The following is a 13,060-nucleotide window of genomic DNA, read 5'->3' as shown; positions in this document are numbered from 1 at the left end:
TGATAGACCCTCAACCGTGGGAGGGCAAGCTCAGCCAGGGGAGCGAATGCCCGGCGATAGGCATTGATGATAGTGCGCCCGGCAGCTTTATCACTGCGGTTCATGCAGCGCCAACCGGCCTTCTGATAGTGCTGACGTGCCCGTCCCGGGGTTGGCTAGACTCGACCCACGGTTATTTCTTGCATAGGACATCTCCCCATGAGCATGACGTTTTCTGGCCAGGTGGCCCTGGTGACTGGCGCTGCCGCCGGTATTGGCCGCGCCACGGCGCTGGCATTTGCCGCCGAAGGCTTGAAAGTAGTGGTTGCCGACCTGGATGTGGCGGGCGGTGAGGGCACCGTCGCGCTGATCCGGCAGGCTGGTGGCGAAGCACTCTTCGTGCGCTGCAACGTCACCCTGGAGGCGGACGTGCAGCAGTTGATGGCACAGACACTCACGGCCTATGGTCGTCTGGACTATGCCTTCAACAATGCCGGAATCGAGATCGAGAAGGGCAAGCTGGCCGACGGCAGCCTGGACGAGTTCGATGCCATCATGGGCGTGAACGTCAAGGGCGTCTGGCTGTGCATGAAGCACCAGCTGCCGCTGCTGCTGGCCCAGGGCGGCGGGGCGATCGTCAACACCGCGTCGGTGGCAGGGTTGGGCGCGGCACCGAAGATGAGCATTTATGCGGCGTCCAAGCATGCGGTGATCGGCCTGACCAAGTCGGCGGCTATCGAGTACGCAAAAAAGAAAATCCGCGTGAATGCGGTATGCCCGGCGGTCATCGATACCGACATGTTCCGCCGTGCCTACGAGGCCGACCCGCGCAAGGCGGAGTTTGCGGCGGCCATGCACCCGGTAGGGCGCATTGGCAAGGTCGAGGAAATCGCCAGTGCCGTGCTTTACCTGTGCAGTGATGGTGCTGCGTTCACCACGGGCCAGGCGCTGGCGGTGGATGGTGGTGCGACGGCCATCTAGGACTGTACGTCGCACGCCATTCGAAAACGTTTTGGGTGGCGTGGGGCATTTCCATAGCTGGCAAAAAGCCGTGATCGATTGTGTGTCATTAAGTAAATAATTCAATTAAATCAATAATTTAGTAAATCTTGGTAGAGGGCCGAACAACGCTTCTGTGCTTAACTCTTGCGGGTTGAATAACAGACAGTTGAAGTGGGTGGCTCATGGATTTAGGGATCGATCGACAGGCTCTTGTACCGGTGGTGCAGCAGATTGTCAGCGCGGTGGCGCAATGGATTCGCAAGAGCGGGGCAGCCCCGGGCACACGTTTGCCGTCCGTGCGGCAGCTGGCGCTCGATAACCTGGTCAGCCAGTCCAATGTGGTCGAGGCATTCGAGCGCATGGTGGCCCAAGGGTTGCTTGTACCTCGGCAGGGTTCAGGCTTTATGGTGGCCCCGCCAGCGGCGTCTCGTGAAACCCAATGGTATGAAGGTGCCGAGCAGGCATGGGGGACTTTTACCGACGGCCCACTGGGCGAGCTGAAGCTGGGGTGTGGCTGGCTGCCGGACGCCTGGCGTGAAAGCGATGACATCAGCTATGCAATTCGCGAGGTCAGCCGTACCGATACTGCAGGTCTGTTCAACTACAGCACGCCGCTGGGGTTGCCGGCATTGCGAGAACAATTGCTCAAGCGCCTGACCCACATGCAGGTGGCCTCTGGCTTGGAGTGCATTCTCACCACCCATGGTGCCAGCCATGCCCAGGATCTTTTGATACGCACGCTACTCAAGGCGGGCGATACGGTAGTGGTCGAGGCCCCGGGCTACGGCAACCTCTTTCGCCAACTGGCCTTTCATGGCGTCCATCTGCTGGAAGTGCCGCGTACCCACGGCGGTCCGGATATCCCGGCGCTGGAGGCATTGTTGCAACACCATCGGCCCAAGTGCCTGTTCATCAACGGGCTGTACCACAACCCCACTGGCACCAGCCTGTGCCGTGAGGTCGCCGAGCGCTTGCTGCAACTGGCTCGCCGCGAAGACTTCCTGATCATCGAAGAAGACATCTATGGCGACTTGCAACACGCCAGTTGCGTGCGGCTGTCGGCGCTGCCCCATGAGGGGCGGGTGATCTATGTGTCGAGCTTTTCCAAGACCCTGAGCAGTGCCCTGCGTGTGGGGTACCTCAGTGCCAGCGCCGCGATCGTTGCCCGACTGGCCAGCCTCAAGACCTTGACCGGCATCGGCACCTCGCGGTTTGCCGAGGCAGTGGTTGCCTCGCTGCTGGCCAATGGCACGTATCGCAAATGGGTGCAGCGCTTGCGCAAGCGCCTGGGCATGCAAATGGCCGCTACCCTGCAAGTGCTGGAGGACGAGGAGTGGCGGGTGTTCGCCATACCCTCGGGAGGTATGTTCCTGTGGGTCAAGCCCGGCGTAGCGGACCCTTCACGGCTGCACGCGCAGGCTCGACGGCTCGGCGTGTTGCTGTCACCCGGTGCGCTGTTCAGCCCCAGTGGTGAACTCAGTGACTGGCTGCGCATCAACGTGGCCTATGCTGATGATCAGCGAGCGCTGGCGTTGTTCCGCGCCATGGGGCCTGCCAGGCCGACCTCGACCATCCTGAAAACGACGAGCGTGTAGCTTTTTGCCATTATTCCGGCGCCAGCGTCTTGTGTCAGTGCCCCGTGGTTGCGAATCTCGCCATTGGTAAATCGGGCTTGATGGCATCTGCCATTGCAAGAGGACTCAAGTGCAATGATTTCGGCCGTGCAACGACGTTTCGCCAACCTCGGGATGGCAAAAAAACTGGGCTTGGGCTTTACCCTGGTGCTGCTGCTGACAGCCTTGGTGGCGGCGATTGGTGTCTGGTCCCTGCAGACCGTCGGCCAGCGTTTCGAAGGCCTCAAGGCGATGTCCTCGCTCAACAGCGGCTTGCTCAAGGTGCGCCTGATCGAGCAGGACTACGCCCTGCATGCCGACCCGAAAGCCGTTGACGCCCTGCACGAGAGCGTCGACGCGCTGGCTGCGCTGGCGGCCAGCCTCAAGGCCCAGTCCGCCGCGAATGTGCCGGTGATGACCGACGTCGAGCAGGCGCTAGCCGCCTATCGCAAGGCGTTCGATGAGTTCGTCGAGTTGACCCAAACCAAGGACCTGGCCCTGGAAATGGCCAGTTGGTCGGTGTCCAGCGTGGCCAACAACCTTGATGTGTTGCAGGCTGGCCTGGCCGACGACGGTGCCTATGGGCTCAAGGAAAGCCAGGGCAAGGAGGGCGCGGAGTTTATCGAGCAGGCAGGGCAGGTCAGCCAGGTGTCGCGGCTGATGCTGCAGGCCATGAACGAAGCGCGGGTGCGTCTGGACCAGAGCCGCAAGGTCGATGCGGACGACGCTGAACAAGGCAAGATCGAACAGGCCGACCAGGCCCTGGCTCAAGTCGAACAACTGAAAACCTCGGTCAAGGATGCCGGCTACCAGACGGTGCTCAATGAAGTGTCCGGGCATATCGCTTCGTTCAGCGAAAAGCTTGGCGAATACACCGGGCTGCTGGCCCAGGAAAAAGTCGTCTACAAGCAATTGCATGATCGCGCCGACCAGGTGGTCAGCCGGGTGAACCAGGCCTATGACGCGGAAGACCAGTCGATGCAGGCGCAATTGAAGAAAAGCGCGGTGCTGATCATCGGTTCGTCGGCCCTGGCCCTGTTGGTGGGGTTGATCGCGGCATGGGTGATTACCCGCTTGATCGTTGCGCCGCTGCGCAGTGTGATCGCGGTGGCCCAGCAAATTGCCGCCGGCGATTTGAGCGGGCGCATGGAGGTCAACCGTCGTGATGAAATTGGCCAACTGATGCAGGCAATGCAGCAGATGGGCAACGGGCTGAGCCAGATGGTCAGCGGGTTGCAGGCCGGGATCGAGCAACTGGCGGCGTCGGCCCATTCACTGTCCAGTGTCACTGAACAGACCAATGTCGAGGTCAGCAGCCAGAAGGAAGAGACCGAGCAGGTGGCCACGGCGATGAACCAGATGACCGCCACCGTGCACGACGTGGCGCGTAATGCCGAAGAAGCGGCCCAGGCTGCACAGACCGCCGACGACAAGGTCGATAGCGGCCAGCAAGTGGTACGCCAGAGCTTGCAGCGTATCGAATTGCTCGCCACCTCCAGCACCAGCGCAAGCGCGAGCATCGAAAGCCTGAGTGCGGAAATCCAGAATATCGGCACCGTGTTGAGTGTGATCAAAAGCGTGGCCGAGCAGACCAACCTGCTGGCACTCAATGCCGCCATCGAGGCGGCGCGGGCAGGGGAGCAGGGCCGTGGTTTTGCGGTGGTCGCCGATGAAGTGCGGGCACTGGCCAAGCGTACCCAGCAATCGACCGAGGAAATCGAGCGACTGGTCAGCACCTTGCGCAGTGCGGCGCAGTCGTCGGTTCAGCAGATCCAGCAGAGTGGCGAGCTGGTGAAGCTGGCGGTCAGCGATGCATTGGAAACCGAGAGCGCACTGGGCAGCATCGCTGCCGCCGTGTCCTTGATCCAGCAGATGAACCAGCAGATTGCTGCGGCGGCCGAAGAGCAGAGCTCGGTGGCCGAAGAGATCAATCGCAGCGTCACCAGCATTCGCGCCAGTGCCGACCAGTCGGCGCTGAGCATGCAAGGCAATGCCGCATCGAGCATCCAGTTGGCGCAACTGGGTACCGAACTTCAGGGCATGGTGGGGCACTTCCGCCTTTGATCGCACCGTGCAGGTGGCGACCAAAGGGCGGGAGGGCGATCAGGCGTTGTTGGCGAGGAACGTCAGCAGTGCTTCGTTGACGAAATCCGGATTCTCCCGGGCCGAAATGTGCCCGGCTTCAGGAATCAGGATCAGGCTGCAGCCGATCAGTTCGGCCATTTCCGCAGATTCGGCAGGGGGACGAGGCTTGTCTTGTTCGCCGCACATCACCAGGGTGGTGTCGGCGTCCAGGCGTGGCAGTTGGTCCAGGATGTCTGCACGGCTGAAGATCAGCCGGCCCAGTGGCACGATGCTGTCCAGCAGGCGTTCCCGCGTGAAGGCTTGCAGTTCGGCGCGAAAGCCCTGGTACAGCGCTGACTCACGGTCAATGCCTGGGCGAAAGAAGATCGGTGCAACCACATCCAGCAACGGCTCGGGAATGGCGCCGGCGTCTTCGATCATCTTGAACAGCGAGAAGTAATACTGGCGCGTGGCCTCGGGCTCGGCACCCAGGTAGGTGTCCATCAGTACCAGGCTGTTGATGCGCTCTGGCGCGAGCAATGCCAGGCGTGCGCCCCACATTCCACCGACCGACAGGCCCACCAGGTTGATCTGCGCAATGTCCAATTGGTCCAGCAGGGCCAGGGCCTGGCGGGCGAGATCGTCCAGGGATCGGGTAGCCGCCGGCAGCGGCCCCGACTCGCCGTGGCCCCACAGCTCAGGAACAATCACACGGTACTGTTGCGACAAGGCTTCGATTTGCGGAGCCCACATGTCGCGGTCCCACAGGTAACTCGAGCCCAGCAGGACGACCGGGCCGGTGCCCTGGTCGACATAATGCAGCGGTTGTCCATCAATCACGGCGACGGGCATAACAGGCCTCTGGCTTCACGGAGTGAGGGGCACTTTTTTACGCTACTCGGGGGCGGGGGGATAGATGCAAAGTGATGGCATATCGTGGCGATGTGCTGTCTGTGGCAGTTGTAGTGAGCGGGCTCGCCCCGCGCGGCGCCGTGCCTGACACACTGCAGTGCCTGATACGACGCGGCGCGGGGCGAGCCCGCTCACTACAATCAGTCGTAGATGACTTTCTTTTTCCAGTCGGCGTCGGCGTCGACCACTTTCAGGCCTTCGGTCAATTCGTTGACCTCATCTTCAGCCGGTTTGCTGTTGGTCAGCACGGTGGAGTTGGCGCGGGCCAATTGTTTCTCCAGCAATTGCAGCTGCGCACTGTAGACCACCGGTTCGGGCTGCTTGCGCAAATACTGCACGCCCCGCTCGAACGCTAGGCGCGCCTGGCCGGGCTGGCCTTGTTGCAGGGCATGTTGGCCGAGGTTGTTGAAGAATTCGATGTGCAGCAGCACCAGGATATGGCGGATTTCCTTGATCCAGTGCTTGGCCTCGTTGGCCGGCAGGAAACCGTCCTGGGCGGCGCGGGTGACTTGGCCGTGCAGGGCTTCGAGCAGGAAACGCACGTCCTTGGCCTTGGCTTCGGTCTGGATCGGCGCGGGCGGGTTGGTCACCGGGATCGATTCGCCCTGGGCGATCAAGGCGCTCAACTCGGTGATGCGCGCCTTGAGTGGGGCACTGGCCTTGTTGAGGTTCAACAGGCGCTGGTTGACGTTCAGCTCCAGACGGGTCAGCAACAGCTTGAGCGCCGGGCTCATCAACTGGCCAGGAAAGGTCTCGGTGATTTCGCCGCAACGACGCAGCCGATCATTGAGTTCGATCTCGGTGCGTTTCTTTTCCAGTTTGTTGTTTTCCACCACGTGGTTCATGTAGCCAATGGCGATCAGTATTACGATCCCGGCTATTACCAGCAGGGTGATCATGAGTGGTGTCACCGGTGTGACCTCTTAATAGGGTTTGCAGTGGAGTGTAGTGACTGAGCCATCTGGCGGATAGGACTGATCGACCAGTTGCCCAGGTAGTTTCTTCTATATAGGTAAGCGTTCCCTGCATAGATGCACATTGCCATCATTTGCTAGTGTGGACTATAACGCCTTGTCGGGCGCCAGAATATAGGCGTCAAAGCCTGGACGGGCAGAATGTGCGCCAAGGCCCGGAAAGCGGGGCGAAGTCATTGATTTTAATAAATTTATCCTTGGGGGTTGACGACCTTTCAATCCATCCATAGAATGCGCGCCACTTAACGCGTAAAGCACACAGCGAAACGCGGTTAAGCAGTGAAGTTGTACGTGTGTCCCCTTCGTCTAGTGGCCTAGGACACCGCCCTTTCACGGCGGTAACAGGGGTTCGAGTCCCCTAGGGGACGCCAATATGCGGGAATAGCTCAGTTGGTAGAGCACGACCTTGCCAAGGTCGGGGTCGCGAGTTCGAGTCTCGTTTCCCGCTCCAAATTTAAGCAGTGTTGCCCTCGGGTGGCACTGAGTGAAACCAGGGCATGGTCTTCGGGCCTAATCTCTGGACACTGAAATACACACCATGTGTTTCAGTTGTGTGTCCCCTTCGTCTAGTGGCCTAGGACACCGCCCTTTCACGGCGGTAACAGGGGTTCGAGTCCCCTAGGGGACGCCATTTTGCGGGAATAGCTCAGTTGGTAGAGCACGACCTTGCCAAGGTCGGGGTCGCGAGTTCGAGTCTCGTTTCCCGCTCCAATTTAAGCAGTGTGGCCTTCGGGCGGCACTGAGTGAAACCAGGGCGTAACCTTCGGGTTTAATCTCTGGACACTGAAACACACACCCTGTGTTTCAGTTGTGTGTCCCCTTCGTCTAGTGGCCTAGGACACCGCCCTTTCACGGCGGTAACAGGGGTTCGAGTCCCCTAGGGGACGCCATTTGCGGGAATAGCTCAGTTGGTAGAGCACGACCTTGCCAAGGTCGGGGTCGCGAGTTCGAGTCTCGTTTCCCGCTCCATATTCAACAAAAACGCCGATCAGAGATGATCGGCGTTTTCGTTTGCGCGTTTTATTGCTTCGGCGGCCTAGGGCCGCCGAACTCAATTCAGCACATGGGTTTCTTGCTTGGGCATGAAGAACCGGGCAAACAACTCGGACTGCGACTTGATGTTCAGCTTGTTGTAGATATTGCGCCGATGAACCTTGATGGTTTCCGCCGACAGCGACAACTTGCCAGCAATCTCCTTGTTGGAGAAACCGCTCAACAGCAACTTGAGCACATCCTTTTCGCGGGCGGTGATCTGCGTGCTCAACTGCACAATGGTTTCCGACCACGCCGGTGGCTCGCTGAGGTTTTTTTCCACTTCGCTTTCAAAGCTCATGCGCTGATGCATCAAGGCCGTGACCCACGGCTTGATGATGTCCAGGATCGTGATCTGCTCCTGGGTGAAGCGTACGTTGCTGCCCAGCGAAATGCACAGCGTCCGGTCGGCGTCGAGCTGCACGTTGTACTGCGCTTCATCGACGGTGATGTATTGCGCGAAATACTGGTGGTAGTACTCGGTGGTCAGGAAGTGTTCCGGCGCGATGTCCAGCAGGTGAAAAAAGCCGGTCTGCGGGTTTTCCCGGTTGGCGATATAAAACGGATCCAGCAGGTACAGCCCTTTTATATAGCGATGAATAAAGGCATCGATTTCTTCGGAGTCCACCACTTCCGGCAGGCTGATGACTTGCACTTGCTGGTCGCTGAACACCACGACCACCCAGTTATCGATCTGCACATATTCATTCAGTACGCGAATCAGCGAGCTCCAGAAGGCTGGGCGATTCAACTGCATGATCAGCTTCCCCGCTGATCGATGCCAGGCCAGGTTATGAAGGTCGAGCGACATTTTCTACCCCTTTAGGGTTAGGGATTTTCAGGTCAAAGGTAAGTATTTGTAGGTATTTACTATTCAACGATGCCCGGTATATTCACCAGCGAGCGAATGAAGGCCATGAGGGCCTATCGTTTTGACAAGGATAGTCATATGAGTAAATCACATTTGCGAGCCATTTTTTTGGCCTCGCTCCTTGCTGTTGGCACCAGTACGGCGACACAGGCTGCAGCGCCTGGGGTGTACCTGTATAACTGGTTCGGCCTTCTCGCCCCGGAAACCCCAAAGCAGTTCGAGCAGAAGACCGGTTCACGGCTGCACATGGATCCGTTCGACAGCGCCGAGATCATGCAAAGCAAAGTCATGGCCGGACGCACCGGGTATGACGTCGTCGTTGCCACCTCCAATACCTTGCCAGGCCTGATCAAGGCCGGCGTCCTCCAGCCGCTGGACCGCAAGCAGCTGAGCAACTATTCCCATATCGACCCCGACATGCTCAACCTGCTGGCGGCGAACGACCCCGGCAACCTCTACGCCGTGCCCTACCTGTGGGGCACCACCGGCATCGGTTATGACGTCGACAAGGTCAAGGCCGCACTGGGCGAGAACGCGCCGGTGAACAGCTGGGACCTGATCTTCAAAGAGGAAAACATCAGCAAGCTCAAGTCGTGTGGCGTGGCCATGCTTGACTCGCCGAGCGAGATCATTTCGATCGCCCTGCATTACCTGGGGCTGCCCAGCAACAGCCAGAACCCTGAGGACTATCAGAAGGCCCAGGCACTGCTGCTGAAAATCCGCCCTTACATCGTCTACTTCGACTCATCGCGCATCGATGCCGACCTGGCGGACGGCAACATTTGCGCCGTCGTCGGCTGGGCCAACGGCGCGCTGGCGGCGCAAGCCCTCAACGAGAAGAACAACACCGGCCGCACCATCGCCTACAGCCTGCCTCGCGAAGGCGGCCTGGTCTGGTCGGAGAACTTCGTGCTGCTCAAGGATGCCCCGCACGCCAAGCAAGGCATGGCTTTCATCAACTACATGCTTGAGCCGCAAGTGATTGCCAAGAGCTCGAACCACACGCTGTACCCCAACGCCAACAAGGACGCCACCGAGTTCGTCGAGCAGAAGCTGCGCGACAACCCGTGGATCTACCCAGACAAAAAGACTATCGCCGAGCTCGTTCCACTGGAGCCCTTGCCCTTGAAGTTGGAGCGCATCCGCACGCGTGTCTGGACCAAGGTAAAAAGCGGCACCTGATCTGCGTTTCACACGCTGTGCCGGCTTCAAGACATTCCAGGGAGGGAAGAATCATGCGCCGAGGCGATTGCCCACGCGGCTTGGAGCCGGACGACTACAAAGCCTACAAGGAAATAGAGGAACAGATTGGGCACTGCACACCTGAGCAGGCCTGGGCCATGTATTTCGTTTCCACCGGGATGGTGCGCGAATACATCACCTTGGCCGTGATGGAACATATCGGCCGGGGCAATAAAGCCTTGTTGTTCGAATTCCCCGAGCTGGCGCTGGTGGAGCGGGGCGGTCTCGCACCCAATTGATCCTTCCAACAAAAAAGCCCGCCATCATGGCGGGCTTTTTGTTTTCATCGCGTGATCAGAGCTTTGGCAACTGCCCGACACGGCCCATCATCTCGGTGACAATCTGCAGGTCCAGCAGGAACTGGTCGACGGTCTTGAACTCGCTGTCGGTGTGCCCGGTGTACTTCACTTCTGGGCGCGCCAGGCCAAACTGCACGCCGTTGGGCAGCTCATGCACGGAGGTTGCACCGGCCGAGGTGCCAAATTCGTGCTTCATGCCCAGGTTCTCGCTGGCCACTGCCAACAAGGCCTTCACCCATTCGCCTTCCGGGTTGCGATACATCGGCTCGGCGACGGAGTAGGTGAAGCCCACCTTCACTTTGGTTTTCTTGTCCCAGGCACTGAGTTTGTCAGCAATTTCGGCCTTGAGTTTTTCCGGTGACTTGCCCTTCGGCACACGCAGGTTGACCGCCAGCTTGAAGGCTTTGTCATCCTGGCCCACAAACGTCAGCGACGTGGTCAGCGGCCCCATGAAGGCATCGGAGAAACCCACGCCCAGTTTATTGCCCAGGTAGTCCAGGCCCCAGTTGTCGGCGGCATAGTGCGCCGCATCGGTGATGTGGTTGTGCTTGAGTGCCACCTTGCCCTCAAGGCTATGGATCAGGCCCAGCATTCGCGCGACAGGGTTGACGCCGGCTTCCGGTTCCGAAGAGTGCGCCGAGACGCCCGTGACCGTCAGTTTGACCTCCTTGTCGACCACTTTGGCGTCGACCTGGAAGTTGCCGCCATTGCGCTTTGCATACTCAGCGCCGGCCTTTTGCAGGTTGGCAGCCAGCTCGGCCGGCTTATCGCTGAGCAGGGTCGCCACCGACGCCGATGGAATCTGGTTGGTGGCCATGCCGCCGGTCATCGAAATGATTTCTGCGCCTTTGCCTTCGCCTTTGCGCACCGGGAAGGTCGCCATGACCGTGCCGTAGCCTTTTTCGGCGATGACCACCGGGTAACCGCCGTCCAGCGCCAGGTTGTACTGCGGCGTCGGGTTGTGTTCGAAGTAGTAGGGAATCGCGTCGCCGTTGGTTTCTTCGGTGGTGTCCACCAGCAGTTTGAAGGTGCGCGCCAGCGGCAGCTTTTCTTCCTTGATCACCTTCATGGCGTACATCGCCACCACGATGCCGTTCTTGTCATCCTCGGTGCCACGGCCATACATGCGGTCGCCGATCAGCGTGACCTTGAACGGGTCGAGCTTGGTGCCGTCTTTGAGCACCCAGTTCTCCGGCGTCACCGGCACCACATCGGCATGGGCGTGGATGCCCACCACTTCATCGCCGCTGCCTTCCAGGGAGATTTCGTACACGCGGTTGTCGATGTTGCGGAAGTTCAGGTTGAAGGCTTTTGCCAGGTCCTGGATCTTGGCGGCGATCTTGAGGAATTCCGGGTTCTTGTACTGCGGCACGCCTTCAATGTTGAACGTGGGGATTTCCACCAGCTCGCGCAGGGTTTCGGTCGCGGCCTTGCCGTACTTCACCCGCGTGTAGATGCCCAGCAGGCGGTTGATTTCGTTCTGCTGGTCGGCGTTCAGCGTCTGGTTGCCGAGGAACCCATTGATTGCCGGGCCCACGTCGCTGGTTTTTCCTAAGTCGCCCTTGGTCAGGGCGCCGAGGAAACCGCGAAAATCGCTGACCGATGTTTCGTTGAACTGCTGCAGAATCTGCGCGCTTTGCTCTGGGGTAATGTTGGCAAAGGCCGCGTTGGACAGAGTCGACAGGCTGGCCGCGAACAGGGTAGCCGCCACCAGTTTTTTGAGTGGAAAGTGCATGGAGAGATGCATTCCTTTGCAGATGGTGAGTGGGAAATTTCTGATTAATCTGTCAGAAACATTTCCACACACTACCATTAGTCAGGTGTTCTTGGTCAATGCTGGCCAGGATGGGGCTCTGGGTACTCCTCGGTCACGTTCAAGGCTCTAGCGTAGGGGCCATCCCACAATTGCTCGTGTAATTCCCCGACACGCTTGGCCATCGCCTCGCTGCGCATCACCACTTCCAGGTTGCGCGAGTTATCCAGATAACCACCCAGCCAGTTACTGGTGCCCACCCACGCCACTTGCCCATCGATCTCCATCGTCTTGCTGTGGATCACCCGTGCATAGGGGATAAACCCTTGCTTGGCTTCGGGCAGGGTGACGATTTTGACCTGCACGTTAGGCAGCACGGCCAGGCTTTTGAGGTAGGGCAGTTCCAGCTTGTCGGTGTTCCAGTTGGACACCATCAGCTTGATCGCCACCCCCCGCGCCGCAGCAGCGCGCACGGCATTATCGATCACTGCGTAGTACGGACGTGTCCGGTCAGGTCCGTAGGACAGCGGTGCATAGTCGAGCAATTGCACACGCACTTCTTTTTTCGCCTCGCCCAGTAAGCGTGGCAGTTCCAGCTGTGAGTCACCCACGCCCGGCGGGTTGTAGCGTTGCGGGCTGGCGATTAGGTAGTTGCCGGTGCGCGCAGGCTCTGCGCCTTTTGCCGGCAGCGGCACGGGCTTGTGCGCTGCCAGGGCGGCCTGGGCGTTCCAGTCTTGGTTGAATATGGCCTGCACCTGGCCGACCACGCTGGCGTCGCTGATGCGCAGGCCGGTTTCGTGGATTTGTTCCAGTGAGCGCCAGTCGAAATTCTGGCTGCCGATAAACGCCTGCTTGCCATCCACCACCATGTACTTGGCGTGGATGATGCCGCCGCTCAGTTGCCCGTAAGGCAGTACGCGGAAGGTCAGGTTGGGGGTTGCGCGCAAGCGTTCCAGCGTGGAGGCTTCCGACAGCTTGATGCCTTTTTCTTCCAGCAAAAAGCGAATCTTCACACCGCGTTTGCCTGCGGATTCCAGGTGTTCGATCACCTTGTCCATCACCGAACCTGGGTGATCGGCCGCGTAGAACTGGCCGATGTCGATGGAGGTTTTTGCGCCGTCGAACAGCTCGATCCACACGGGCCCAGGTTGACGCAAATCGGCGGTACCCAGCGCGGTGTCCACGGGCACGGTGTGCACCAGTTCAAAACCCGCAATTGAAAAGTCCGCCTGGGCAAGCGGACTGAGGAGCAAACCGGCAAGGCCTGCGATACGCAATTTCAAGGGAATGGGCATAGGGATCTCTTCGTAAAAAATGGC

Annotated in this window: 10 protein-coding genes, 6 tRNA genes and 1 pseudogene; 12 read left to right on the top strand and 5 right to left on the bottom strand. The window is 59.4% G+C overall.

Annotated elements, in window-relative coordinates:
* Positions 1-198 precede the first annotated feature (198 nt).
* The 4 genes and pseudogenes from ACVWVP_RS09105 (at position 199) to ACVWVP_RS09090 (ending at position 4,658) form a co-directional block, all read left to right on the top strand.
* Positions 199-960: an SDR family oxidoreductase gene (locus ACVWVP_RS09105; RefSeq protein WP_178921909.1), complete on the top strand. Its 762-nt coding sequence runs from the start codon at positions 199-201 to the stop codon at positions 958-960.
* Positions 961-1,163: 203 nt separating this feature from the next.
* A complete protein-coding gene (locus ACVWVP_RS09100; protein ID WP_457405362.1) occupies positions 1,164-2,576 on the top strand; it encodes an aminotransferase-like domain-containing protein in 1,413 nt (470 codons plus the stop codon).
* A gap of 114 nt (positions 2,577-2,690) precedes the next feature.
* A pseudogene (locus tag ACVWVP_RS09095) lies at positions 2,691-3,800 on the top strand (HAMP domain-containing protein); the annotation flags it as partial.
* Positions 3,777-4,658, top strand: a complete 882-nt coding sequence (locus ACVWVP_RS09090; RefSeq protein WP_372339919.1) for a methyl-accepting chemotaxis protein — start codon at positions 3,777-3,779, stop codon at positions 4,656-4,658. The pseudogene ACVWVP_RS09095 and the gene ACVWVP_RS09090, both read left to right, overlap by 24 nt.
* A gap of 39 nt (positions 4,659-4,697) precedes the next feature.
* Here the strand turns inward: ACVWVP_RS09090 and ACVWVP_RS09085 are convergent, their stop codons facing one another.
* Positions 4,698-5,510: an alpha/beta fold hydrolase gene (locus tag ACVWVP_RS09085; RefSeq protein ID WP_457405360.1), complete on the bottom strand. Its 813-nt coding sequence runs from the start codon at positions 5,508-5,510 to the stop codon at positions 4,698-4,700.
* A gap of 200 nt (positions 5,511-5,710) precedes the next feature.
* Complete coding sequence (locus ACVWVP_RS09080) at positions 5,711-6,481, bottom strand: hypothetical protein (RefSeq protein ID WP_178921901.1); 771 nt, start codon at positions 6,479-6,481, stop codon at positions 5,711-5,713.
* Positions 6,482-6,839: 358 nt separating this feature from the next.
* On the opposite strand from ACVWVP_RS09080, the gene ACVWVP_RS09075 reads away from it, so the two are divergent.
* The 6 genes from ACVWVP_RS09075 (at position 6,840) to ACVWVP_RS09050 (ending at position 7,513) form a co-directional block, all read left to right on the top strand.
* Positions 6,840-6,915: transfer RNA gene (locus ACVWVP_RS09075), tRNA-Glu, on the top strand.
* 4 nt (positions 6,916-6,919) lie between these two features.
* Positions 6,920-6,995 (top strand) — tRNA-Gly (locus tag ACVWVP_RS09070).
* A gap of 104 nt (positions 6,996-7,099) precedes the next feature.
* Positions 7,100-7,175 (top strand) — tRNA-Glu (locus ACVWVP_RS09065).
* Between the two features lie 4 nt (positions 7,176-7,179).
* Positions 7,180-7,255, top strand: a tRNA-Gly gene (locus tag ACVWVP_RS09060).
* Between the two features lie 103 nt (positions 7,256-7,358).
* Positions 7,359-7,434 (top strand) — tRNA-Glu (locus ACVWVP_RS09055).
* Between the two features lie 3 nt (positions 7,435-7,437).
* Positions 7,438-7,513, top strand: a tRNA-Gly gene (locus tag ACVWVP_RS09050).
* 82 nt (positions 7,514-7,595) lie between these two features.
* On the opposite strand, the gene ACVWVP_RS09045 is transcribed toward ACVWVP_RS09050, so the two are convergent.
* The gene (locus ACVWVP_RS09045) at positions 7,596-8,387 is read right to left on the bottom strand and encodes a response regulator transcription factor (RefSeq protein ID WP_457405358.1); all 792 of its coding nucleotides are present in this window, start codon (positions 8,385-8,387) and stop codon (positions 7,596-7,598) included.
* Between the two features lie 138 nt (positions 8,388-8,525).
* Between ACVWVP_RS09045 and ACVWVP_RS09040 the strand changes: the two genes are divergently transcribed.
* Both ACVWVP_RS09040 and ACVWVP_RS09035 read left to right on the top strand, forming a co-directional pair.
* Entirely contained in the window at positions 8,526-9,629 is a 1,104-nt protein-coding gene (locus ACVWVP_RS09040) for an extracellular solute-binding protein (RefSeq protein WP_259173235.1), read from the top strand.
* Positions 9,630-9,682: 53 nt separating this feature from the next.
* Entirely contained in the window at positions 9,683-9,928 is a 246-nt protein-coding gene (locus ACVWVP_RS09035; RefSeq protein ID WP_176996459.1) for a hypothetical protein, read from the top strand.
* A gap of 55 nt (positions 9,929-9,983) precedes the next feature.
* On the opposite strand, the gene ACVWVP_RS09030 is transcribed toward ACVWVP_RS09035, so the two are convergent.
* Both ACVWVP_RS09030 and ACVWVP_RS09025 read right to left on the bottom strand, forming a co-directional pair.
* On the bottom strand, positions 9,984-11,723 hold the full coding sequence (locus ACVWVP_RS09030) for a dipeptidase (RefSeq protein ID WP_259173234.1): 1,740 nt from the start codon (positions 11,721-11,723) through the stop codon (positions 9,984-9,986).
* Between the two features lie 95 nt (positions 11,724-11,818).
* Positions 11,819-13,036, bottom strand: a complete 1,218-nt coding sequence (locus tag ACVWVP_RS09025) for a phospholipase D-like domain-containing protein (RefSeq protein ID WP_457405353.1) — start codon at positions 13,034-13,036, stop codon at positions 11,819-11,821.
* Positions 13,037-13,060: the final 24 nt, after the last annotated feature.

The sequence above is a fragment of the Pseudomonas sp. TE24901 genome, from assembly GCF_054058375.1.
The sequence above is the reverse complement of the archived record's forward strand: the minus strand, read 5'-3'. Positions and strand labels throughout refer to the sequence as shown.